We start from the raw sequence: 23601 nt of genomic DNA, 5'->3' as shown, positions 1-23601 counted from the left end.
CCGCTGCCCCATGACCCCTTCGCGCTTTGCCTCGTTGATCCTGCTGGCCGCCCTGGCCGTGCCGATGGCCGCCAGCGCCGCCCCTGCGCCGCGCGCCAATGCGGCCGATGCGGCGCCGGCCAAGAACCTGCGCACGCTGCGCAACCTGGTCAGCGTGGAAGGCGTGCGCGACAACCAGCTGATCGGCTACGGCCTGGTGGTGGGCCTGAACGGCTCGGGCGACAGCACGCAGTCCAAGGCCACCGGCCAGTCGATGACCAACCTGCTCAAGCAGTTCGGCGTCAAGCTGCCGGAGAAGGTGGATGCCAAGTCGAAGAACGTGGCCACGGTGATGGTGAGCGCGGTGTTCCCGCCGGGCTACCGCAAGGGCCAGACCATCGACATCACGGTGTCGTCGCTGGGTGACGCCAAGAGCCTGCGCGGCGGCACGCTGCTGCTGACGCCGCTGCGCGCGGCCGACGGCGAGGTGTATGCGCTGGGACAGGGCAACCTGGTGGTGGGTGGCCTGAACGCCAGCGGCGCCAGCGGCTCCAGCGTCACCATCAACACGCCCACCTCGGGTCGCGTGCCCAACGGCGCCTCCATCGAGCGCGAGATCGAGACCGACTTCGACACCCGCCCCACCGTGCGGCTGAGCCTCAAGCGCCCGCATTTCCAGACCGCGACCAACATCGTCGAGTCGATCAACAGGGCCTACGGCCCGGTGGCCTCCACCCGCGACGCCACCAGCGTGGAAGTTGCGGCGCCGGCCAACCCGACGCAGCGCGTGGCCTTCGTGGCGGCACTGGAGGCACTGCCCATCGACGTGGGCCGCGAGGTGCCCAAGGTCATCTTCAACTCGCGCACCGGCACCGTGGTGATCGCCGATGGCGTGACGGTCAAGCCGGCGGCGGTGTCGCACGGCTCGCTGAAGGTGGTGATCTCGGAGACGCCGCAGGTCAGCCAGCCGAATGCCTTCGCGCGCGGCAACACCGCCGTGGTGCCGCAGTCCCGGGTCAACGTGGACCAGGGCTCCGGCACGATGTTCAAGTGGCCGGCCAGCGCCAGCCTGCAGAGCATCATCGACGCCATCAACAGCATCGGCGCCACGCCGGACGACATCATGTCCATCCTGCAGGCGCTGGACCAGGCCGGCGCCATCGACGGCGAACTGGTGGTGATCTGATGAGCGGCGCACCTGCCCTGCCCACGCAGCCTGGCCTGGCGGCGCCCAGCGCCAGCCAGGCACCGCTGCGCGGCCGCGAATCCGGCCCCGCACCCGCCGACGACGCCGCCCTGCGCGCCAAGGCAGGCGAGGCCGCCGAGAAGTTCGAGGCCCACATGATCCGCCAGATGCTGCAGCAGATGCGCAGCAGCATGCGCGCGATGGCCGACGACGACAGCCCGCTGAACAACAAGGTCAACCAGGACATGACCGACCTGGCCGATGGCCTGGTGGCCGATCAGATGGCCGGCCAGCGCGCCTTCGGCATCGCGGATGCGCTGCTCAAGCAGCTGCTGCCGCCCACGGCGCAGCGCTGAGATTTAAGTCGGGCGGCGGCTGCGTCGCCTTTCCCCCAGGAGCGGGCCCTCGAGAGCCCGCCAACACGGACTGCCGCCCATGACCCTCATCCAGACCGCCCTGTCGGGCACCCGCGCCGCCCAGATCGGACTGGACGTGACCAGCCAGAACATCGCCAACGTGATGACGGCCGGGTACACCCGCCAGGGCGTGCAGCTCACCACGGTGCAGCCGGCGCGATCCGGCGCCACCGCCGTGGGCGCCGGCGTCAACGTGCCGGCGCTCATCCGCTTCAGCGACAGCTACAAGAGCCTGCAGATGTGGACCGCGGCGTCCGACCTCGCGCAGCGCGAGGTGTCGCAGGCCTACCTGACGCAGCTGGAACAGGTGATGGGCGATGGCGAGTCCGGCATCAGCGGCGGCCTGGACCAGTTCTTCGCCGCGCTCAATGCCGCCAGCGTGGAGCCCGGCTCCTCCCCGCTGCGCCAGCAGGTGATCACCGCGGCCGATGCGCTGGCCCAGCGCTTCAACAGCCTGCAGACGGTGCTGGCCAACCAGCGCACCGCCATCAGCCAGCAGCGCAGCACGGTGGTGGGCCAGGTCAATTCGCTGTCGGGCGACGTGGCCCGGCTGAACGAGAAGATCGCCGCCGCCACCGGCCTGGGGGTGAATGCCTCCGGCCTGATCGACGAACGCGACAAGAAGATCGACCAGCTCGCCTCGCTGGTGACGGTGCAGGTGGTCAACCAACCCGACGGCTCGCGCAGCGTGTCGATGCGCGGCGGCCAGCCGCTGGTGGTGGGCGCCACCGCCTCCACCCTGCGCACCCAGACCAACCCCGACGGCACGCAGACACTGAAGCTGGACTTCGCCTCGGAGACCTTCTCGCTGGCCGGCACGCCGCTGGGCGGCCAGCTGGGCGGGCTGGACGACCTGCAGACCCGCATCCTGGCGCCGCTGTCGCGCTCGGTGACCGAGACCGCCGACCAGCTCTCCAACAGCGTGAACGGCTTGTTCGCCGGCGGCTATGGCTCTAACGGCGCACCGGGGCAGCCGCTGTTCGTCTTCGATCCCACCAGCTCCAGCAGCCTGCTCAGGCTCAATCCGAATGTGCTGCCGCAAAACCTGGGCTTTTCCAGCGATCCGACGCAGCCGGGCGCCAGTGACAATCTGCTGGCAGTGATCGCGCTACAGCAACAACCCGTCACCCTCACCTCGCTCGGCAACGTCTTGCTGGGCGACGTGTATTCGCAGCTGGTGGGCCGGCTGGCCACCGACAGCCAGCAGAACCAGGCCGCGCTCACCACCGCCAAGACGGTGCGCAACCAGGCCGAAGCCAGCTGGAAATCCACCAGCGGCGTGAACCAGGATGAGGAAGCCGTGAACCTGTTGCAGTACCAGCAGATGTACCAGGCGAACATGAAGGTCATCGCGGTGGCGAACGAATTGTTCGACAGCACGCTGGCCATGATCTGAGCGGAGCTTGCACACCATGCGCATCGCCAGCACCCAATACCACGGCACCATGAACACCGCGCTGCAGGACGCCTCCGCCCGTGCGCAGGAGATGCTCGAACGCATCGCCAGCGGCAAGAAGCTCTCGGTGCCGTCCGACGATCCGGTGACCGCCGTGCGCCTGTCCCGTCTCACGCGCGAGGAAGCGGCGCTCACGCAGTACCGCGAGAACATCAGCGCGCTGAGCACGCGGCTGCAGCAGAACGAGGCGCTGCTCGACGGCATGAGCACCGACCTGCTGGAAGCGCGCGACCTGCTGGTGTGGGCGGCCGACGGCGGCAACACGCCGGAGGACGTGGCCGCGATGGCCGGCTCCCTGAAGTCGCTGCGCGACAGCCTCTTCTACACCGCGAACAGCCGCGACCAGGAAGGCCGCTACGTCTTCTCGGGCACCGCGACCAACACACCCACCATCGGCTTCGACGGCACGCAACCCCCGGGCTTCCGCTATGGCTGGACGGGCAATGCCGGCACGCAGCAGGTGGTGGTGGGCAACGGCATCACCCAGTCGGCCAACGTGCCGCTGGACCAGGCGGCCGCGCTGCTCAACCAGCTCGACAAGACCATCTCCACCTTCGAGACCGGCACCGCCAGCGTCAACGACCCGATCGTGCGCGCCGAACTCACCGCCACGCTGAGCGGCGTGGACGCCGGCATCGACCAGATCAACACCTTGATCGCCGGGCTGGGCGGGGCGCAGAACACCCTGCGCACGCTGGGCGACAACCATGCCAACGTCAGCCTCTCCAACCAGCAGGCGGGCCTCACGCTGGGCGCGCTGGACTACAGCGAGGCGGCGGTGAAGCTGGAGGGCTACACCACCGCGCTGCAGGCCACGCAGAAGGCCTATGCCAAGGTGAGCGGCCTGTCCTTGTTCGACGTGATCTGACCATCCACGCCATGCAAGCCATCTCGTCCACCGTCAATACGCCCGGCAGCCGTCCCGCAGGCACGGCACAGGCGCGTTCGGCGACGGGCGAGGCGGCGGCGCTGGCGGCGGCAGGCCAGGAGCAGCGACCGCTGCGCGTGGCGCGGCAGGACTGGAATCCCGACCGCAACCAGCAGACGGCCGACGCACAGCGCACGCTCGAGTACCTCGAGCGCATGTCCACCCAGCTGCAGCAGCTGAAGAACACGCTCAGCGCGCAGCTGGTGAGCCAGCGCGCAGCCGCGGCCGGACATTCCGGCGTGCAGCAGAACGCCGCCAGCAACGGCGCCGCCGCCGAGCAGCAGCTGCAATCGCTGGACGACCTGTGGCGCCAGCGCGAGATGATGACCGGCGGCAGCCTGGACAGCCAGCTGCGTTTCATCGCCGAGGGCACGGCCCGGCGGCGCTTTTCCATCCGCGGCCTGGACACGGCAGCGCTGGTGGGCGGTGAACGGGAGACGCTCAGCTTCTCCGTCGGCCAGGGCCGCAGCGGGCCGGTGACGGTGACCCTGGAGCCCGGCGCCACCCTGCAGGACAACGTCAAGAAGCTCGACCGGGCCCTGGCCCCGCTGGGTATCGGCGTGGGCCTGAACGGCGCGGGCGATACCGTCTTCAGCGTGCCTGAATCGCAATGGGCACAGGTGCGGGACGCCCTGGCCATCAAGGGCGGCGGCATCCGCCTGCCGGGCGGGCAGGCCCACCGCGCCCGCACCGAGGTGCAGGAAGAAGCCATCACGCCCACCGGCTGGAGCACCGGCGATGCCACGGCCCTGCGCAACACGCTGCAGGAAGTGACGCAGGCGCTGGAGCATGTGCGGCGCGTGGCCCAGCAGGTGCGCGAGACGCTGGAGCGGGCCAAGCAGGCCACCGCGCAGGCGGCCGACGCGGCCTGGGCCAGCGCCTTCGCCGCGGAGTTCGGCGAGCGTGCGCAGGCGCCCGACTACGAGGTGTACGCGGCGATCGCGCCCGCCCTGGTGAGCGTGAACCGCAGCCGCGTGGTGTCGCTGCTCACGCTCAAGTAGCCCGGGCTACTGCAGCGGTTCCTTCAGCGCCTGCGGCATGGGCAGGCTGGCGATCTCGATGCCTTCGTCCAGCAGGGCCTCGCGCTGCTCCGGCGACGCCTGGCCGCGGATGCCCCGCGCTTCGATCTCGCCGTAATGCATGCGGCGGGCCTCCTCCGGAAAGCGTTCGCCCACGTCTTCCGTGTGCGCGATCACATGGCGCACCGCCTGCATCCAGGCCGCCTGCAAGGCCTTCTCGGGCGACAGCGGCGGGGCGGCGGCAGGCGTGGCGGCAGCCTCGGCGGACGACGGCCTGGGCGCACGCGCGCCGGACAAATTCAGGCGGGGTGCGCTCGGCCGGCGCGAGATGCAGGTGTCGGCACACAGCGGGCAGCCGATCAGCCCGCGCCCGAGCTGCGACGCATAGTCGTCCTCGGAGGAGAACCAGCCTTCGAAGCCATGGCCCTGGCTGCAGCAGAGGTCGAGAACCTTCATCGGATCATCATAGTGGGGTGCCACCGGCGCGGTGGCGCCAGGGCCAAGCCGGCCGTGCAGCCTGTGGCAGGCGGGCCGGCGTGTTCAGGCCGCCGACGCGGCCTGCCAGTCGAGCGGCCAGGCCCCGGCCTTCCAGCGCTGCAACCACAGCAGGCAGATCAGCGTCTTGGCATCGGTGAGTTCGCCGCGGCCGGCCAGTGCATCCAACTCGTCGGCGGACAGCAGGTGCACGTCGATCAGCTCGCCATGGTCCAGCTGCTGCGTACCGGCCTCCAGGCCACGCGCGAAGAAGATCTCGATGTGCTCGTTGGAATAGGCGGCCGCATTGTGCAGGATGCCGGCGCGTGCCACTTCACGGGCGCGGTAGCCGGTCTCCTCGGTCAGCTCGCGCAGGCCGCAGCGCATGGTGTCCTCGCCTGGGTCGATCTTGCCGGCCGGAAACTCCAGCAGCACGCGGCCCAGCGGATAGCGGTGCTGGCGCACCAGCACCAGGCGGCCGTCGTCCAGCAGCGGCACCACCACCACCGCGCCGGGGTGCACGATGTACTCGCGGGTGGCGGTATCGCCACCGGGCAGCGCAATCACGTCGCGGCGCACGTCCAGGAAGTTGCCGCGGTACACCTGCTCACCCGAGACACGGGTCTCGATCAGGTGACGGTCGCTTTCTTCTGCCATGGACTGCCTCAGGGGCGGCGCAGGACGCGCCAGACAAAACCGGGAAACGCCAGGGTCAGGAACAGGCAGGCACCCGCCGCATAGAACTCCCAGCCTTGCGGCTGCCGCTGGCCGATGCGCGATTCCAGCGCCATGCCCACCAGCAGCGTCAGCGCGGCCATCACGGCCAGCTCCAGCAGCCGCCACGGCCAGCGCTTGGGCGCGCGCACCGGACCAAGCAGGAACAGCCGCTCATTGAAGAACGGCAGGTTGGCCGCCACGGTGGCCACCAGCAGGACCAGCCAGACCTCGGCCGAATGCGAACCCACGGCAGCCGGCCGTCGTCAGCTGGCCAGGGCCTTGACGATGGCGTCGCGGCACATCGCCATCAGCCCGCCCGGCAGGATGCCGAGCAGCAGCACCGCCGCACCGTTGACCGCCAGCAGCGCGCTGACACCCGAGCCCTGGACCACCGCGGGCGAACCAGCCGGCGGCTCATCGAAGTACATCACCTTGATGACGCGCAGGTAGTAAAAGGCGCCGATCAGCGACAACAGCACCGCAGCCACCGCGATCCACAGGTACAGCTCGATGTTGGTGGTGACCAGCGCCTGCAGCACCGCCAGCTTGGCGTAGAAGCCCACCGTCGGTGGAATGCCGGTCAGCGAGAACATGAACACCGCCATCACCCCGGCCATCCACGGTGCGCGGCGCGACAGGCCGGCCAGGTCGTTGATGTCCTCGCTCTCGAAGCCCTCGCGCGACAGCAGCATCAGCAGCCCGATGCTGCCCAGCGTGGTGAGCGTGTACGCCACCATGTAGAACATCGCCGAGCTGTAGGCATTGCCGGCCGACAGCGTGTTGCCGCTGACCACGCCCGAGGCCAGTGCCAGCAGCATGAAGCCCATCTGCGCGATGGCCGAGTAGGCGAGCATGCGCTTGAGGTTGCTCTGCGCGATGGCCGCGAAGTTGCCGATGGCCAGCGAGACCACGGCCATCACCAGCAGCATCTGCTGCCAATCCACCGCCAGGCCCAGCATGCCCTCCACCAGCAGGCGGATGGTCATGCCGAAGGCGGCCAGCTTGGGCGCACCGGCGATCAGCAAGGTGACGGCGGTGGGCGCGCCGTGGTAGACGTCGGGCACCCACATGTGGAACGGCGCGGCACCCAGCTTGAAGCCCAGGCCGGCCACCACGAACACCAGGCCGAACACCAGCACGGTGTTGTTGGCGCCGCCCTTGCCGATCACCTCGAACACGCCCGGGATCTCCAGCGTGCCGGTGGCGCCGTACATCATCGACAGGCCGTACAGCAGGAAGCCGCTGGCCAGCGCGCCCAGCACGAAGTACTTCATCGCGGCCTCGGTGGCCACGGCGCTGTCACGCCGCAGCGCCACCAGCGCATACAGCGACAGGCTCATCAACTCCAGGCCCAGGTACATCACCAGGAAGTTGTTGGCCGACACCATCACGCAGATGCCCAGCAGCGAGAACATCGCCAGGGTGAAGAACTCGCCCTTGAGCATCTCGCGCGAGCCGATGTACGGCTGCGCATAGGCAATCGAGACCATCACCGAGATGACGGCGAAGAAGGCCAGCAGGTGGCCCATCGGATCGGCGACCACCATGTTCTGCATGCCGTAGGCGGTCACGCCGCCCTGCACATAGCTCAGGTGCAGCGCCGCCACCAGGCCGAGCGACACCTGCGTCAGCCAGAAGGTGGGCCGGCGCTTCGGGTCGGTGACAAACAGGTCCGCCAGCGCCACCACGCAGGTGAGCACGAGCAGCAGCAGCTCGGGGTAGATGACCAGCCAGTTCATTTCAATCATGGTTGTGGCCATCCGTCAGGGAAGTTTGGAAACAGCCACGTGTTTCAGCAGCTCGGTGACGGAGACATGCATCACGTCGGTCACCGGCTTCGGGTAGACGCCCATCGCCAGCGTGGCGATGGCCAGCACGGCCAGCATCAGGAACTCGCGGCTGTTGATGTCGGTCAGCGCACGCACGTTGTCGTTGGCCACGTCGCCCAGGTACACGCGCTTGACCATCCACAGGTTGTAGGCCGCGCCCAGGATCAGCGCGGTGGCCGCGAGGATGCCGATCACGAAGCTGAACTTGACCGACGCCAGGATCACCATCCACTCGCCAATGAAGCCGCTGGTACCCGGCAGGCCGGCATTGGCCATCGCGAAGAACACCGCGAAGGCGGCAAACTTCGGCATGGTGTTCACCACGCCGCCGTAGGCCTTGATCTCACGCGAATGCACGCGGTCGTACAGCACGCCGATGCACAGGAACATGGCGCCCGAGACGAAGCCGTGGCTCACCATCTGCACCAGGCCGCCGGCCACGCCCAGTTCGCTGAACAGGAAGAAGCCCAGGGTGACGAAGCCCATGTGCGCGATGGACGAGTAGGCCACCAGCTTCTTCATGTCCTGCTGCACCAGCGCCACCAGGCCGACGTAGATCACCGCCACCAGCGAGAACGCCACGATCAGCCAGGCCCACTGATGCGAGGCATCGGGCACGATGGGCATGGAAAAGCGCAGGAAGCCATAGGCGCCGAGCTTCAGCATGATGGCCGCCAGCACCACCGAACCGCCGGTGGGCGCCTCCACGTGCGCATCGGGCAGCCAGGTGTGCACCGGCCACATCGGCACCTTCACGGCGAAGGCCGCGAAGAAGGCGAAGAACAGCAGCGTCTGCGCGGTGGCGGGCAGCGGCAGTTGGTGCCAGTCCAGGATGGAGAAGCTGCCGCCCGACTTGTAGTACAGGTACAGCAGCGCCACCAGCATCAGCAGCGAGCCCAGCAGCGTGTACAGGAAGAACTTGAACGCCGCGTACACGCGCCGCGGGCCGCCCCACACGCCGATGATGATGTACATCGGGATCAGCGTGGCTTCGAAGAACACGTAGAACAGCAGGCCGTCCAATGCCGAGAACACGCCCACCATCACGCCCGACAGGATCAGGAACGCGCCCATGTACTGGTTGACGCGGTCGGTGATCACCTCCCAGGCGGCGATCACCACGATGATGGTGATGAAGGCCGTGAGCAGCACGAACCACACCGAGATACCGTCCACGCCCAGGTGGTAGCGGATATTGAAACGGTCGATCCAGGCGTAGTTCTCGACGAACTGCATCGAGGCCGTGCCCGCATCGAAGCCACCGATCAATGGCAGCGTGACGGCGAAGCTGGCGATGGCGCCCAGCAAGGCCAGCCAGCGCACGGCCTTGGCGTATTCGTCGCGCCCCAGGGCCAGCAGGACGGCGCCGACAGCGATCGGCAGCCAGATGGCAACACTCAACAATCCCATGTTCTTGTTCTCCGCCCCGCCATCAGCGCCCGAAGAGGCCGCCGAGCGTGGGCCACAGTTGCCAGGTCATCAACCCGAACACACCCAGCAGCATCACCAGCGCATACCAGTACAGGTGGCCGGTCTGCAGGAATCGGGTCAGCGAGGCGATGCCCCCCATCAGGCGCGCCGAACCATTGACGAACACGCCGTCGATCAGACCCACGTCGCCGCCCTTCCACAGCCCCACGCCGAGCAGGCGTGCGCCGCCGGCGATGAACTTCTCGTTGAAGGCATCGAAGTAGTACTTGTTCTCCAGCAGGCGGTAGATCGGGCCGCTGCGCGCCTTGATGGCCGCCGGGATCGACGGTGCCTTCATGTAGAAGAACCAGGCCAGGACCACGCCGGCCAGGGCCAGCCAGAACGGCGCCGTGAGGAGGCCGTGCGAGGCCATGGCGGCAGCGCCGTGGAAGGCCTCGTTCAGCTCGGCCATGGCCGGATGCTTGGCCGCGTCCACGAAGATCGCGTCCTTGAAGAAGTCGCCGTGCAGCATCGGACCGATGGTCAGGTAGCCGATCAGCACCGACGGGATGGCCAGCAGCACCAGCGGCGCCGTCACCACCCAGGGCGACTCATGCGGCACATGCGGTTCATGGTGGCCGTGCTCGTCGTCGTGGTGGTCGTGCTCACCCGGGAACGGCTTGTGGCGGAAGTTCTCCTTGCCATGGAAGACCAGGAAGTACATCCGGAAGGAGTAGAACGCCGTGACGAACACACCCGCCAGGACCGCGAAGTTGGCGAAGCCCGAGCCCCACAGGTGGCTGGCATGCACCGCCTCGATGATGCTGTCCTTGGAGTAGAAGCCGGAGAACAGCGGCGTGCCGATCAGGGCCAGCGATCCCAGCAGCGACGTGATCCAGGTGATGGGCATGTACTTGCGCAGGCCGCCCATGTTGCGGATGTCCTGGTCGTGGTGCATGCCGATGATGACCGAGCCTGCACCGAGGAACAGCAGCGCCTTGAAGAACGCATGCGTCATCAGGTGGAACACCGCCACAGAGTAGGCCGACACGCCCAGTGCCACCGTCATGTAGCCCAGCTGGCTCAGCGTGGAGTACGCCACCACGCGCTTGATGTCGTTCTGGATGATGCCCAGGAACCCCATGAACAGCGCCGTGATGGAGCCGATCACCAGCACGAAGGACAGCGCGGTGTCCGACAGCTCGAACAGCGGCGACATGCGGGCCACCATGAAGATGCCGGCCGTCACCATCGTCGCCGCGTGGATCAGCGCGGAGATCGGCGTCGGGCCTTCCATCGAGTCCGGCAGCCACACATGCAGCGGCACCTGCGCGCTCTTGCCCATCGCGCCGATGAACAGGCAGATGCAGGCGGTGGTCAGCAGCATCCAGTCGGTGCCGGGCAGCGTGAGCTTGGCCAGTTCGCCGCTCTTGGCAAAGGTCTCGCCGTAGTTCAGCGTGCCGGTGTAGGCCAGCAGCAGGCCGATGCCGAGGATGAAGCCGAAGTCACCCACCCGGTTGACCAGGAAGGCCTTCATGTTGGCGAAGATGGCCGTCGGGCGCTTGAACCAGAAGCCGATCAGCAGGTACGACACCAGGCCCACCGCCTCCCAGCCGAAGAACAGCTGCAGGAAGTTGTTGCTCATCACGAGCATCAACATCGAGAAGGTGAACAGCGAGATGTACGAGAAGAAGCGCTGGTAGCCCGGGTCTTCCTCCATGTAGCCGATGGTGTAGATGTGCACCATCAACGACACGAAGGTCACCACGCACATCATCATCGCGGTGAGACCGTCGACCAGGAAGCCGACTTCCATCTTCAGGTCGCCGAGCACCATCCACTCGTAGACGGTGGCGTTGAAGCGGGCACCGTCGACGACGACGCTCTGCAGCACCATCACGGACAGCACGAAGGCGATGGCCACGCCGAGGATGGTGGCGATGTGCGAGCCGCGGCGGCCCACCGTCTTGCCGAAGAAGCCGGCGATGACGGAGCCGGCCAGCGGCGCCAGCGGCACCGCGAGAAGCATGTTCTGGGACAGGGTTGCCGACATGGTCAATCAGCCCTTCAGGGTATCGAGTTCGTCGACGTTGATCGACGCACGGTTGCGGAAGAGCACGACCAGGATGGCCAGGCCGATGGCGGATTCGGCGGCCGCCACCGTCAGGATGAAGAACACGAACACCTGGCCCGCCATGCGGTCGGCCACGGCCGGCAGGTAGTGCGAGAAGGCGATGAAGTTCAGGTTGACCGCCAGCAGCATCAGCTCGATGGCCATCAGCAGCACGATCAGATTGCGGCGGTTCAGGAAGATGCCGATCACCGACAGTGCGAACAGCACCGCGCCCAGCGACAGGTAGTGGCCAAGAGACACGGGGCCCAGCATCACTGTTTCCCCTCGGCTTGGGCGCCCGGCTGGGCGGCAGGCACCGAAGGCACCTCGATCGTCGGTTTCATCTTGACCAGTCGGACACGGTCCGCCTTCTTGACGCGCACCGCCTGCGAGGCATCGATGGCACGCGAGTCCTTGCGCTTGCGCAGCGTCAGCGCGATGGCCGCCACGATGGCCACCAGCAGCAGCACCGCGGCGATCTGCAGCGGATAGAGGTACCTGGTGTACATCTCGATGCCCAGCAGCTTGGTGTTGCCGGCCTCGATCTCCGCCGCGGTCATCATCGGCGCCTCGGGCACGTAGAAGCCCTGGTACAGCACCGCCGCCATTTCCAGCGCGATCAGCGCGCCGATCAGGCCGGCCACCGGGAAGTGCTTCCAGAAGTTCTGTCGGAAGGCGTCGGTGTTGATGTCCAGCATCATCACCACGAAGAGGAACAGCACCATCACTGCGCCGACGTACACCAGCACCAGCGTGATGGCCAGGAACTCGGCCTTCAGCAGCATCCAAACGCAGGCTGCGCTGAAGAAGGCCAGCACCAGGAAGAGCGCCGCATGCACGGTGCTGCGCGCCGTGATCACGCGGAAGGAGGCTCCCAGCAGCACCGCCGAGAACGCATAGAAGAGAGCGGTCGTCGTATTCATGTTTTCTTGAACGCGCGCACGCGCCGGGCCAGGGCCGCCTGGGCAGGCGGCCGCAGCCGTCAGCGGTACTTCGCGTCGGCCTCCTTGTTGGCGGCGATCTCGCGCTCGTAGCGGTCACCGACGGCCAGCAGCATGTCCTTGGTGAAGTACAGGTCGCCGCGCTTTTCGCCGTGGTACTCGAGGATGTGCGTCTCGACGATGGAATCGACCGGGCAGCTTTCCTCGCAGAAGCCGCAGAAGATGCACTTGGTCAGGTCGATGTCGTAGCGCGTGGTGCGGCGAGAACCGTCGTCACGCACGTCCGATTCGATGGTGATGGCCAGCGCCGGGCACACTGCCTCGCACAGCTTGCAGGCGATGCAGCGCTCTTCGCCATTCTCGTAGCGGCGCAGCGCATGCAGCCCACGGAAGCGCGGCGACAGCGGCGTCTTCTCTTCCGGAAACTGGATGGTGATCTTCTTCTGGAAGAAGTGGCGGCCCGTGAGCTTCAGGCCCTTGAGCAGCTCCAGCAGCATGAAGCTGGAGACGAAGTCTTTGACGGCAGACATGGGGTGACCTCTGTGTGCGGGGCGTTAGCCGGCTTTAAGGCCAGATGTTCCAGGGCGACTGGATCCACAGGCCAACGACGACCAGCCACACCAGGGTGACGGGAATGAAAATCTTCCAGCCCAGACGCATGATCTGGTCGTAGCGGAAGCGGGGGAACGTGGCACGCACCCACAGGAACATCGTGACGACCACGAAGACCTTGATCGCCAGCCAGATCCAGCCAGGGATGAAGTCGAGGAACCCGAAGGGGCTCAGCCAGCCGCCGAGGAACAGGATCACGGCCAGGGTGGAGACCAGGATCATGTTGGCGTATTCGGCCAGGAAGAACATCGCGAACGACATGCCCGAGTACTCGATCATGTGCCCGGCCACGATTTCCGACTCGCCTTCCACCACGTCGAACGGGTGGCGGTTCGTCTCGGCCAGGCCGGAGATGAAGTACACGACGAAGATGGGCAGCAGCGGCAGCCAGTTCCAGGACAGCAGGCCCACGCCCTTGTCGGCGAAGAAGCCGGTGCCCTGGCTGGTGACGATGGCGCTCATGTTCAGGGTGCCCGACACCATCAGCACCACGACGAAGCAGAAGCCCATCGCGATCTCGTAGCTCACCATCTGCGCCGAAGCCCGCAGCGCACCCAGGAAGGCGTACTTCGAGTTGGAGGCCCAGCCCGCGATGATCACACCGTACACCTCCAGCGAGGTGATGGCCATCAGGAATAGCAGGCCGGCGTTGACGTTGGCCAGCACCACGTCAGGTCCGAACGGCACCACGGCCCAGGCCGCCAGCGCCGGCATGATGGTCATGATCGGGCCCAGGAAGAACAGGCCCTTGTTGGCCGCCGTCGGGCGGATGATTTCCTTGAAGATCAGCTTGACCGCATCGGCGATGGGCGTGAGCAGGCCGAACGGGCCGACGCGGTTGGGGCCCGGGCGGATCTGCGTCCAGCCGATGGCCTTGCGCTCCCACAGCGTGAGGTAGGCGACACAGCCCATCAGCGGCGCCACCACCGCGACGATCTTGATCAGGCTCCAGACCACCAGCCAGAGCGTGGGGCCGAGCAGCGACGTGCCGGCTTGTTGGACGGTATCCAGCATGTTCAGGCTTTTTCGATGGTCAGCGCGCCGAACATGGCGCCAAGGGTGGCGGTGTGGTCATGGCCGGCCGGCACGCGCACGGTGTTGCCAGCCAGTGTCGGCTCTTCCACGGCAGGCAGCACGGCGGACGCCTGGCCTTGCGAGACGCGCACGCGGTCGCCGACCTGCAGGCCCAGTGTCTGCCACAGGCCTGACGGCAGGCTGGCAACCGGCGGGCGTGCATCGGCCGTCAGCTGCAGCGAGGTGGCGCGGCGCACGATGGCGTCGGCGCTGTAGATCGGCACATCGGCCAGGCGCTCGATGCCGTCCTGCGGGCTGATGGTCACCTGGCCGAGCGAAGCCGCCTCGTTGTTCAGCCGGCTGGTGATGCCGGCGGCATCGCCCAGGGCTTCCGCGCGCACCTCCTCCGAGGTCTCGTGGTTGAAGCCTTCCAGGCCCAGCAGATTGCCCAGCACCCGCAGCACCTTCCAGGCCGGGCGGGCATCGCCCAGCGGCTTGGTCACGCCGTGGAAGCTCTGCACGCGGCCTTCGGCATTGACGAAGGTGCCGGAGGTCTCGGTGAAGGGCGCGATCGGCAGCAGCACGTCGGCGTTGTCGACCTGCGCATCCTTGAAGGGCGTGAGCGCGACCACCAGGCCCGAGCCCTGCAGCGCTGCACGGGCCGCCGCGGCGTTGGCGGCATCCAGCACCGGCTCCACGTTGAGCAGCAGCAGGGCCTTCATCGGCTGCGACAGCATCTGGCCCGCGTTCAGGCCGCCTTGGCGCGGCATGGCATGCACCAGCTGCGCGCCGACGGTGTTGCCTGCCTCGGTGAGGTAGCCCACCGAAGCGCCGGTGTGCTGCGCGATGAAGTTGGCCAGTGCGAGCAACTGGGAGGCTTCCGGGTGCTGCGCGGCGGCATTGCCCAGCAGCAAGGCCTTTTGCTGACCCGAGATCAAGGACGTGGCGATGGCACGGGCGTCCTCGGTGGGCTCGATGCCGGCATCCAGCGACACCGGCGACACGGCGCCGGTGGCCGCGGCCACGGCGGCAGCCACCTGGGCCAGCACGCCCACCCAGGCACTGGGGGCGGCCACCAGGCGGATGCCCGTGGGCATCAGCCACTCGTCATTCACCGCGCCCAGGCTGTGCACATGCGCGCCATGCCGCGCGGCCTGGCGGATGCGCTGCGCCATCAGCGGCTGGTCCTTCCGCAGGAACGAGCCGATGACGAAGGCACGCTGCAGCGTCGACAGCGAGGCGATGGAGGTGCCCAGCCAACGCACGCCGCCCTGCTCCAGCGCGAAGTCGGCGTGGCGGGTGCGGTAGTCGATGTTGTCGCTGCCAAGGCCGCGGACCAGCTTGGCCAGGAGATGAAGTTCCTCGACGGTGGACTGGGCCGAGCCCAGCGCGCCGATGCCGGCCACGCCGAACTCACCCTTCACGCGCTTCAGGCCATCGGCCACGTAGCCCAGCGCGGTGTTCCAGTCGACGGCCTGCCACTGGCCGCCCTGCTTGATCATCGGCGTGGTCAGGCGGCTGGGGCTGTTGAGTGCCTCGTACGAGAAGCGGTCGCGGTCCGACAGCCAGCACTCGTTGACCGCCTCGTTCTCGAGCGGCAGCACGCGCATGACCTTGTTGGACTTGACCTGCACGATCAGGTTGGCACCCACGCCGTCGTGCGGGCTCACGCTCTTGCGGCGCGACAGCTCCCAGGTGCGGGCGCTGTAGCGGAAGGGCTTGCTGGTGAGCGCGCCCACCGGGCACAGGTCGATCATGTTGCCCGACAGCTCGGAGTCCACCGTGTCGCCGGCCACCGTGGTGATCTCGGAATGCTCGCCGCGGTGGATCATGCCCAGCTCCATGATCCCGGCCACTTCCTGGCCGAAACGCACGCAGCGGGTGCAGTGGATGCAGCGCGTCATCTCTTCCATCGAGATGAGCGGACCCACGTCCTTGTGGAACACCACGCGCTTTTCTTCCTGGTAGCGCGAGGAAGACCCGCCGTAACCCACGGCCAGGTCCTGCAGCTGGCATTCGCCGCCCTGGTCGCAGATGGGGCAGTCCAGCGGGTGGTTGATCAGCAGGAACTCCATCACCCCTTGCTGCGCCTTGATCGCCTTGTCGCTCTTGGTGCGCACGATCATGCCGTTGGTCACCGGCGTGGCGCAGGCGGGCATCGGCTTGGGCGCCTTCTCCACCTCGACCAGGCACATGCGGCAGTTGGCCGCAATGCTCAGCTTCTTGTGGTAGCAGAAGTGCGGGATGTAGGTGCCCGCGGCGTCGGCGGCATGCATGACCATGCTGCCTTCGACCACGCTGACCTTCTTGCCGTCGAGTTCGATTTCAACCATGTTGTGTGTCCCGGTTGCCGTCAGGCATGCACGGCCGCGGCCGGCTGCGGGACCTTCGCAGTCTTGTGTTCGATGAGGTGGACGAACTCGTCGCGGAAGTGCTTGAGCATCGCCCGCACCGGCATGGCCGCGGCGTCACCCAGCGCACAGATGGTGCGGCCCTGGATGTTGTCAGCCACCGAGTTCAGCAGGTCGATGTCTTCCGGACGGCCCTGGCCGTTGGCGATGCGATCGACCATGCGCCACAGCCAGCCCGTGCCTTCGCGGCACGGCGTGCACTGGCCGCAGCTCTCGTGCATGTAGAAGTAGCTCAGGCGCAGCAGGCTGCGCACCATGCAACGGCTGTCGTCCATCACGATGACGGCGCCCGAACCCAGCATCGACCCCGCCTTGGCGATCGAGTCGTAGTCCATGGTGCACTCGTTCATGATCGAGGCCGGCAGCACCGGCGACGACGAGCCGCCCGGGATCACGGCCTTGAGCTGCCGGCCGGTGCGCACGCCACCTGCCAGTTCCAGCAGCTTGCTGAACGGCGTGCCCAGCGGGATCTCGTAGTTGCCAGGCTTGTTGACGTCACCCACCACCGAGAAGATCTTCGTGCCGCCGTTGTTCGGCTTGCCGATGTCGAGGTAGGCCTGGCCGCCATTGCGGATGATCCAGGGCACCGCGGCGAAGGTCTCGGTGTTGTTGATCGTGGTCGGCTTGCCATACAGGCCGAAGCTCGCCGGGAACGGCGGCTTGAACCGCGGCTGGCCCTTCTTGCCTTCCAGTGATTCGAGCAGCGCTGTTTCTTCACCGCAGATGTAGGCGCCGAAGCCGTGGTGCGCATGCAGCTGGAAGCTGAAGCCGCTGCCCAGGATCTGGTTGCCCAGGTAGCCGGCGGCCCGCGCTTCCTCCAGGGCGGCCTCGAAGCGTTCGTACACCTCGAAGATCTCGCCGTGGATGTAGTTGTAGCCCACGCTGATGCCCATCGCGTAGGCCGCGATGATCATGCCCTCGATGACGATGTGCGGGTTGTAGGCCAGGATGTCCCGGTCCTTGCAGGTGCCCGGCTCGCCTTCGTCGGAGTTGCACACCAGGTACTTCTGGCCCGGGAACTGGCGGGGCATGAAGCTCCACTTCAGCCCGGTCGGAAAGCCGGCGCCGCCGCGGCCGCGCAGGCCCGACAGCTTGACGTCGGCGATCACCTGGTCGGGCGTCATGCCGGCGCCGCCGTCGGTGCCCAGGATGCGCTTGAGCGCCTGGTAGCCACCGCGCGCCTCATAGTCGGCGATCGACCAGTTGCGGCCGTTCAGGCCCGCATAGATCTGCGCGCCGATGTGGCGGTCGTGGAAGCAGGTTTCGAGGCCGGTGGCCTGGAACCGGGAAAGGTCGGGCATGTTCACTTTGCCTGCGCCTTCAGTGTGTCGACCAGCGCGTCGAGCCGCTCGTCGGTCATGTAGCTCACCATCTGGCGGTCATTCACCAGCATCACCGGTGCATCGGCGCAGGCGCCCAGGCACTCGGTCTTCTGCACGGTGAACAGGCCATCGGCGCTGGTGCCGCCTTCATCGACATGCAGCTTGGCGCACAGGTGCTCCAGCGCATGCTGGCCGTTGCGCAGCTGGCAAGGGAGGTTGGTGCAGACGTTGAGCTTGTAGCGGCCCAGCGGCTGCTGGTTGTACATGTTGTAGAAGGTCGTCACCTCGTGCACCGCGATCGCGGGCATGCCGAGGTAGTCGGCGATCTCCTGCTCGCTCTCGGGCGAGACCCAGCCCAGTTCCTGCTGCGCAATCGACAGGCAGGCCATCACCGCAGACTGCTTCTGCTCGGGCGGGTACTTGGCAACTTCCTTGGCGAAGCGGGCCAGGGTGTCCACGGAAAACAGGCTCATCGATCGATCTCGCCAAACACGATGTCCATCGTCCCGATGATGGCGACGGCATCGGCAATCATGTGGCCGCGCGCCATTTCATCGAGGGCTGCAAGGTGCGCAAAGCCCGGTGCGCGGATCTTCAGGCGGTACGGCTTGTTGGCGCCGTCGCTCACCAGGTAGATGCCGAACTCACCCTTCGGATGCTCCACGGCTGCGTAGGCCTCGCCTTCGGGCACGTGGAAGCCTTCGGTGAAGAGCTTGAAGTGATGGATCAGCTCTTCCATGCTGGACTTCATGTCCAGCCGCGAAGGCGGCGCCACCTTGTGGTTGTCGGTGATCACCGGGCCGGGGTTCTTGCGCAGCCAGGCCACGCACTGCTCGATGATGCGGTTGGACTGCCGCATCTCCTCGATGCGCACCAGGTAGCGGTCGTAGGTGTCGCCGTTGGTGCCCACCGGCACGTCGAAGTCGATGCGGTCATAGACCTCATAGGGCTGCGTCTTGCGCAGGTCCCAGGCGATGCCCGAGCCGCGCAGCATCGGGCCGCTGAAGCCGAGGTTCTTGGCACGCTCCGGCGTGACGACGCCGATGCCCACGGTGCGCTGCTTCCAGATGCGGTTGTCGGTCAGCAGCGTCTCGTACTCGTCGACGTGCGTCGGGAAGCGCTTGGTGAAGTCGTCGATGAAGTCCAGCAGCGAACCCTGCCGGTTGTCGTTCATCGCCGCGATGGCCTTGGCATTGCGGATCTTCGACACCTTGTATTGCGGCATCGAGTCCGGCAGGTCGCGGTACACGCCGCCAGGCCGGAAATAGGCCGCATGCATGCGCGCGCCCGACACCGCCTCGTACATGTCGAACAGGTCTTCCCGCTCGCGGAAGCAGTAGATCAGCATGTTCATCGCGCCGCAGTCGAGACCGTGCGCGCCGAGCCACAGCAGGTGGTTCAGCAGGCGGGTGATCTCGCTGAACATCACGCGGATGTACTGCGCGCGCTCGGGCACCTCGATGCCCATCAGCTTCTCGATGGCCAGGCAGTACGCATGCTCGTTGGACATCATCGACACGTAGTCGAGACGGTCCATGTAGGGCAGCGACTGGATGAAAGTGCGGCTTTCGGCCAGCTTCTCGGTCGCGCGGTGCAGCAGGCCGATGTGGGGGTCGGCACGCTGGATGACCTCGCCGTCAAGCTCGAGCACCAGGCGCAGCACGCCGTGCGCGGCGGGGTGCTGGGGCCCGAAGTTCAGCGTGTAGTTCTTGATCTCTGCCATAGAAACCTGTTGGCGCCGGCGGCGCTCAGTGCAGCCCGCCGTAGTTGTCTTCGCGGACGATGCGCGGCGTGATCTCGCGCGGCTCGATCGTCACGGGCTGGTAGATCACGCGCTTCTGCTCAGGGTCGTAGCGCATCTCCACATGGCCCGTGGTGGGGAAGTCCTTGCGGAACGGATGGCCGATGAAGCCGTAGTCGGTCAGGATGCGGCGCAGGTCCAGGTGGCCTTCGAAGATGATGCCGTACAGGTCGAAGGCTTCGCGCTCGAACCAGTTGGCGGCATTCCACACCTCGTTGACCGAGGCCACCATCGGGAGGTCGTCATCCGGGCAGTACACGCGCAGGCGCAGCCGCCAGTTGTGCTGCAGAGAGAGCAGGTGCGTCACCACGGCGAAGCGCGGACCCTCATACGCGCCGCTGTCCTGCCAACCGCTGTAGTCCATGCCGCACAGGTCGATCAACTGCTCGAACCGCAGCGCGGGATCGTCACGCAGCCGCAGCGCCACGTCGGCGTACACCGCAGCGGCCACGGTGATGGTGATCTCGCCGCGCTCGCGCTTGAAGGTCTTGATCTTGTCGCCGAGCACCGACTGGAGCGCGGCTTGCAGGTTGTCGAGTTTCTGGGTCATGCGATGGCTGACGCTGGGTGGCCGGCCGCCTCAGCGGGCGATCGTGTTCTCGCGGCGGATCTTGGCCTGCAGCTGCAGGATGCCGTACAGCAGGGCCTCTGCCGTGGGCGGGCAGCCCGGCACATAGACGTCCACCGGCACGATGCGGTCGCAGCCGCGCACCACCGAATAGCTGTAGTGGTAGTACCCGCCGCCGTTGGCACACGAGCCCATCGACAGCACCCAGCGCGGCTCGGCCATCTGGTCGTAGACCTTGCGCAGGGCCGGCGCCATCTTGTTGCACAGCGTGCCAGCCACGATCATCAGGTCGGACTGGCGCGGGCTGGGACGGAACAGCATGCCGAAGCGGTCGATGTCGTAGCGGGCGGCACCCGCATGCATCATCTCCACCGCGCAGCAGGCCAGGCCGAAGGTCATCGGCCACAGCGAGCCGGTCTTCGACCAGTTGATCAGCTTGTCGACCGATGTGGTGACGAAGCCTTCCTTGAGAACGCCTTCGATACCCATTTGTGCTTACTCCCAGTCGAGGGCGCCCTTTTTCCACTCATAGACGAATCCGACCACCAGGATGGTCAGGAACAGCATCATCGCCCAGAAGCCGGCGGGGCCGATCTCCTTGAGCGCAACGGCCCAAGGGAAGAGGAATGCGATTTCGAGGTCGAACAGGATGAAGAGAATGGCCACCAGGTAGTAGCGCACGTCGAACTTCATGCGGGCGTCCTCGAAGGCTTCGAAGCCGCATTCATAGGGCGAGTTTTTCGCCATGTCAGGCCGTTGCGGACCGAGAACAAAACCCAGCACCTGGGGCACGATGCCTACACCGATACCGACCAGGATGAACAGGATGACAGGTAGGTACTGTTGCAGGTCCATGGCTCTTGGCTAAGGTTGCGAGATCGACGTCCGGGCAGCAAAAAGCGCGCCGGAACCAGCTTGGCTCACTCAGCGCGCCCAGTTTTCCCTGCATTGCTGATCGCATTCAGGGCGCTGTCTTGCAAAGTACCGGTGAGGGCCTTGCTTACAACCCATCTCATTTCTGGTGCCGACGGCGAGACTCGAACTCGCACAGCTTTCGCCACTACCCCCTCAAGATAGCGTGTCTACCAATTTCACCACGTCGGCGGTTTTGTCAACTTCGACTGTTCGGTTTTGCTTGAGGATTGCTCACTGAACAGCCTCGCATTCTAGCCCGAAATTTCCCGCATCACGAGGGTTGTCACCAACATGATGCAGGAGGCAGATCAAGGCTTCGGAATGACGGCGCCAGAGGCCGCGGGCGCGGCCGGGACGACCGGGGCCACCGGTACGGAGGCCGAAGGCAGCGCGGCGGAGGCGGCGGGCGTGGGCGCCGAGGGAATGGCGCGCTCGAACACCGTGCCACCGGTGGCGGGTTCCACGGTGCGCTCCCGGCTGTTCAGGTAGGCCAGGGCCAGCGTGCAGATGAAGAACACGGTGGCGCAGGCGGCGGTGGAACGCGACAGGAAGTTGGCGCTGCCGGTGGCACCGAACAGGCTGCCCGACGAGCCGCCACCGAAGGAAGCGCCCATGTCGGCGCCCTTGCCGTGCTGCACCAGCACCAGTCCGATCATCGTGATCGCCGTCAGGAGCTGGACCGCCAGCACGATGTTCATCCAGATTTGCATTTCTTGTGACTCCGGGAGTTCTCAGGGCGCGGCGCGGCCGATGGCGATGAAGTCGGCGGCCTTGAGCGAGGCACCGCCGATCAGCCCGCCATCGATGTCGGGCTGCGCAAACAGGGTTGCGGCGTTGTCGGGCTTGACGCTGCCGCCGTAGAGGATCTTCATCGCGCCGGCCTGCGGCGTGGCTGCCTGCAACTGCGCACGCAGCAACGCATGAACGGCTTGCGCCTGCTCGGGCGATGCGGTCTTGCCGGTGCCGATGGCCCACACCGGTTCGTAGGCGACGACCATCTCGCCCACGCAATGCCCCAGCGTATGGATCACGGCGGACAGCTGCCGCTTGACCACCGCCTCGGTCTCGTTGGCCTCGCGCTGGGCCAGCGTCTCGCCCACGCACACGATGGGCGTGATGCCCTTGCCAAGCGCAGCCTTGGCCTTGTCGGCCACCAGCTGGTCGCTTTCGGCATGGTAGGCACGGCGCTCGGAGTGGCCGACGATGACGTAGCGGCAGCCGAACTCGTGCAACATGGCGGCCGACACCTCGCCGGTGTAGGCGCCCTGCTCATGGGCCGAGCAGTCCTGTGCGCCCCAGCGGATGGCACTGGCGGCCAGGGCCACCGCGGCTTCCGACAGGAAAGGGAACGGCACGCACACCGCCATGTCGGCATTGCTGGGGCCGGCGTCCAGCAGACCTTCGAACAGCTCGGCATTGGCCTTGTGGCTGCCGTGCATCTTCCAGTTGCCCACCACCAGTTTGCGTCGTGTAGTCATCGTCCAATCACCAACTCAAAACGATCTTGCCGACATGGCTGCTCGATTCCATCAGCGCATGGGCGTCCGCCGCCTGCGCTGCCGGAAACACCTTGTGGATCACCGGCTTGACGCGCCCGGCCTCGATCAGCGGCCACACGGTGGCGCGCAGTTCCTGGGCCAGCACGGTCTTGTAGGCCACCGAGCGCGGACGCAGCGTGGAGCCGACGATGGCGATGCGCTTGCGCAGCACCAGGCCAGCGTCGAAGCTGCTCTTGGTGCCGCCCTGCACGGCGATCAGCGCCAGGCGGCCGTCGGTGGCCAGGCACTCGATCTCGCGGCCGACGTAGTCGCCGGCCACCATGTCGAGCACCACGTCCACGCCCTTGCCGCCGGTGATGCGCTGCACCTCGGCCACGAAGTCCTGCGTGCGGTAGTTGATGCCGTGGTCGGCACCCAGCTGCACGCAGGCGGCCACCTTGTCGTCGCTGCCCGCGGTGACGATCACGCTGGCGCCGATGGCCTTGGCCAGTGCGATGGCGGTGGTGCCGATGCCGCTCGAGCCGCCCTGCACCAGCAGCGTCTCGCCTGCCTTCAGCCGCGCGATGTGGAAGACGTTCTGCCACACGGTGAAGAAGGTCTCCGGCAGGGCCGCGGCCTCGACGTCGGACAGGCCGGCCGGAATCGGCAGGCACTGGCCGGCAGGCGCGGTGCACAGCTCGGCATAACCGCCGCCGGCCACCAGGGCGCACACGCGGTCGCCGATCTTCAGGCCGGCGGCGGCCAGGTCGTCGTCGCTGCCGGCGGTCACCGTGCCGGCCACTTCCAGGCCCGGCAGGTCGGAAGCACCGGGCGGCGGCGGATAGGCGCCCTTGCGCTGCAGCACGTCGGGGCGATTGATGCCCGCGGCCTTCACCGCGATCAGCAACTCACCCTTGGCGGGCGCGGGGTCGGGCCGCTGCACGAGGCGCAGTACTTCAGGACCGCCGCCGGGCCCCGCGATCTCGATAGCGTTCATCGGAATACTCCGTGC

Annotated in this window: 25 protein-coding genes and 1 tRNA gene; 5 read left to right on the top strand and 21 right to left on the bottom strand. The window is 66.8% G+C overall.

The genetic code is table 11. From position 1 onward, the window contains the following. Positions 1-10 precede the first annotated feature (10 nt). The 5 genes from LRS14_RS29365 (at position 11) to LRS14_RS29345 (ending at position 4966) form a co-directional block, all read left to right on the top strand. Positions 11-1165, top strand: a complete 1155-nt coding sequence (locus LRS14_RS29365) for a flagellar basal body P-ring protein FlgI (protein WP_083440646.1) — start codon at positions 11-13, stop codon at positions 1163-1165. Then, entirely contained in the window at positions 1165-1521 is a 357-nt protein-coding gene (locus LRS14_RS29360) for a rod-binding protein (protein ID WP_083440647.1), read from the top strand. Before LRS14_RS29365 ends, LRS14_RS29360 begins: the two co-directional genes overlap by 1 nt. A gap of 79 nt (positions 1522-1600) precedes the next feature. Further along, positions 1601-2977: a flagellar hook-associated protein FlgK gene (gene flgK / locus LRS14_RS29355; RefSeq protein WP_257802099.1), complete on the top strand. Its 1377-nt coding sequence runs from the start codon at positions 1601-1603 to the stop codon at positions 2975-2977. Positions 2978-2993: 16 nt separating this feature from the next. After that, positions 2994-3905, top strand: coding sequence for a flagellar hook-associated protein FlgL (gene flgL / locus LRS14_RS29350; RefSeq protein ID WP_257802098.1), 912 nt, complete (start codon positions 2994-2996; stop codon positions 3903-3905). An 11-nt stretch (positions 3906-3916) separates the two neighbouring features. Then, positions 3917-4966 carry a hypothetical protein gene (locus tag LRS14_RS29345; protein ID WP_257802097.1) on the top strand — a complete coding sequence of 350 codons (1050 nt, stop codon included), beginning with the start codon at positions 3917-3919 and terminating at the stop codon, positions 4964-4966. 6 nt (positions 4967-4972) lie between these two features. Here the strand turns inward: LRS14_RS29345 and LRS14_RS29340 are convergent, their stop codons facing one another. The 21 genes from LRS14_RS29340 to LRS14_RS29240 form a co-directional block, all read right to left on the bottom strand. Further along, positions 4973-5440: a DUF1178 family protein gene (locus LRS14_RS29340; RefSeq protein WP_257802096.1), complete on the bottom strand. Its 468-nt coding sequence runs from the start codon at positions 5438-5440 to the stop codon at positions 4973-4975. Positions 5441-5524: 84 nt separating this feature from the next. Then, entirely contained in the window at positions 5525-6148 is a 624-nt protein-coding gene (locus LRS14_RS29335; RefSeq protein WP_375136399.1) for an NUDIX domain-containing protein, read from the bottom strand. Further along, complete coding sequence (locus LRS14_RS29330; protein WP_046113896.1) at positions 6124-6423, bottom strand: DUF2818 family protein; 300 nt, start codon at positions 6421-6423, stop codon at positions 6124-6126. The genes LRS14_RS29335 and LRS14_RS29330 overlap by 25 nt, the downstream gene beginning before the upstream one ends. A 15-nt stretch (positions 6424-6438) precedes the next feature. After that, the gene (gene nuoN, locus LRS14_RS29325; protein WP_046113897.1) at positions 6439-7923 is read right to left on the bottom strand and encodes an NADH-quinone oxidoreductase subunit NuoN; all 1485 of its coding nucleotides are present in this window, start codon (positions 7921-7923) and stop codon (positions 6439-6441) included. A gap of 15 nt (positions 7924-7938) precedes the next feature. After that, entirely contained in the window at positions 7939-9414 is a 1476-nt protein-coding gene (locus LRS14_RS29320) for an NADH-quinone oxidoreductase subunit M (RefSeq protein WP_046113898.1), read from the bottom strand. Between the two features lie 22 nt (positions 9415-9436). After that, a complete protein-coding gene (gene nuoL / locus LRS14_RS29315; protein ID WP_046114035.1) occupies positions 9437-11467 on the bottom strand; it encodes an NADH-quinone oxidoreductase subunit L in 2031 nt (676 codons plus the stop codon). A gap of 6 nt (positions 11468-11473) precedes the next feature. Further along, positions 11474-11800 (bottom strand): NADH-quinone oxidoreductase subunit NuoK, encoded by a 327-nt coding sequence (gene nuoK / locus LRS14_RS29310; RefSeq protein WP_046113899.1) that lies wholly within the window; start codon positions 11798-11800, stop codon positions 11474-11476. Further along, positions 11800-12450: an NADH-quinone oxidoreductase subunit J gene (locus LRS14_RS29305; RefSeq protein ID WP_046113900.1), complete on the bottom strand. Its 651-nt coding sequence runs from the start codon at positions 12448-12450 to the stop codon at positions 11800-11802. The genes nuoK and LRS14_RS29305 overlap by 1 nt, the downstream gene beginning before the upstream one ends. Before the next feature lie 59 nt (positions 12451-12509). Further along, positions 12510-12998, bottom strand: coding sequence for an NADH-quinone oxidoreductase subunit NuoI (gene nuoI / locus LRS14_RS29300; RefSeq protein ID WP_046113901.1), 489 nt, complete (start codon positions 12996-12998; stop codon positions 12510-12512). A 34-nt stretch (positions 12999-13032) separates the two neighbouring features. Further along, complete coding sequence (nuoH, locus tag LRS14_RS29295) at positions 13033-14094, bottom strand: NADH-quinone oxidoreductase subunit NuoH (protein WP_046113902.1); 1062 nt, start codon at positions 14092-14094, stop codon at positions 13033-13035. Between the two features lie 2 nt (positions 14095-14096). After that, positions 14097-16427, bottom strand: a complete 2331-nt coding sequence (nuoG, locus tag LRS14_RS29290; RefSeq protein WP_257802095.1) for an NADH-quinone oxidoreductase subunit NuoG — start codon at positions 16425-16427, stop codon at positions 14097-14099. Between the two features lie 20 nt (positions 16428-16447). Beyond that, positions 16448-17806 carry an NADH-quinone oxidoreductase subunit NuoF gene (gene nuoF, locus LRS14_RS29285; protein WP_046113904.1) on the bottom strand — a complete coding sequence of 453 codons (1359 nt, stop codon included), beginning with the start codon at positions 17804-17806 and terminating at the stop codon, positions 16448-16450. 2 nt (positions 17807-17808) lie between these two features. After that, entirely contained in the window at positions 17809-18300 is a 492-nt protein-coding gene (gene nuoE / locus LRS14_RS29280; RefSeq protein WP_046113905.1) for an NAD(P)H-dependent oxidoreductase subunit E, read from the bottom strand. Continuing rightward, a complete protein-coding gene (locus tag LRS14_RS29275; RefSeq protein ID WP_046113906.1) occupies positions 18297-19550 on the bottom strand; it encodes an NADH-quinone oxidoreductase subunit D in 1254 nt (417 codons plus the stop codon). Before LRS14_RS29275 ends, nuoE begins: the two co-directional genes overlap by 4 nt. 25 nt (positions 19551-19575) lie before the next feature. Beyond that, positions 19576-20178: an NADH-quinone oxidoreductase subunit C gene (locus LRS14_RS29270; RefSeq protein ID WP_046113907.1), complete on the bottom strand. Its 603-nt coding sequence runs from the start codon at positions 20176-20178 to the stop codon at positions 19576-19578. 30 nt (positions 20179-20208) lie between these two features. Next, positions 20209-20685: an NADH-quinone oxidoreductase subunit B family protein gene (locus LRS14_RS29265; protein WP_046113908.1), complete on the bottom strand. Its 477-nt coding sequence runs from the start codon at positions 20683-20685 to the stop codon at positions 20209-20211. 6 nt (positions 20686-20691) lie between these two features. After that, on the bottom strand, positions 20692-21051 hold the full coding sequence (locus LRS14_RS29260) for an NADH-quinone oxidoreductase subunit A (protein WP_257802094.1): 360 nt from the start codon (positions 21049-21051) through the stop codon (positions 20692-20694). A 164-nt stretch (positions 21052-21215) separates the two neighbouring features. Then, positions 21216-21300 (bottom strand) — tRNA-Leu (locus LRS14_RS29255). Positions 21301-21419: 119 nt separating this feature from the next. Next, on the bottom strand, positions 21420-21821 hold the full coding sequence (gene secG / locus LRS14_RS29250; RefSeq protein ID WP_257802093.1) for a preprotein translocase subunit SecG: 402 nt from the start codon (positions 21819-21821) through the stop codon (positions 21420-21422). A 21-nt stretch (positions 21822-21842) separates the two neighbouring features. Further along, complete coding sequence (gene tpiA, locus LRS14_RS29245; protein WP_046113911.1) at positions 21843-22589, bottom strand: triose-phosphate isomerase; 747 nt, start codon at positions 22587-22589, stop codon at positions 21843-21845. Positions 22590-22596: 7 nt separating this feature from the next. Beyond that, positions 22597-23586, bottom strand: coding sequence for an NAD(P)H-quinone oxidoreductase (locus LRS14_RS29240; RefSeq protein WP_257802092.1), 990 nt, complete (start codon positions 23584-23586; stop codon positions 22597-22599). Positions 23587-23601: the final 15 nt, after the last annotated feature.

It is taken from the genome of Aquincola sp. J276, assembly GCF_024700035.1.
GTDB classification, from domain to species: Bacteria; Pseudomonadota; Gammaproteobacteria; order Burkholderiales; family Burkholderiaceae_C; genus Aquincola; species Aquincola tertiaricarbonis.
Note: the sequence above shows the minus strand (reverse complement) of the source record. Positions and strands in the feature narration are given on the sequence as shown.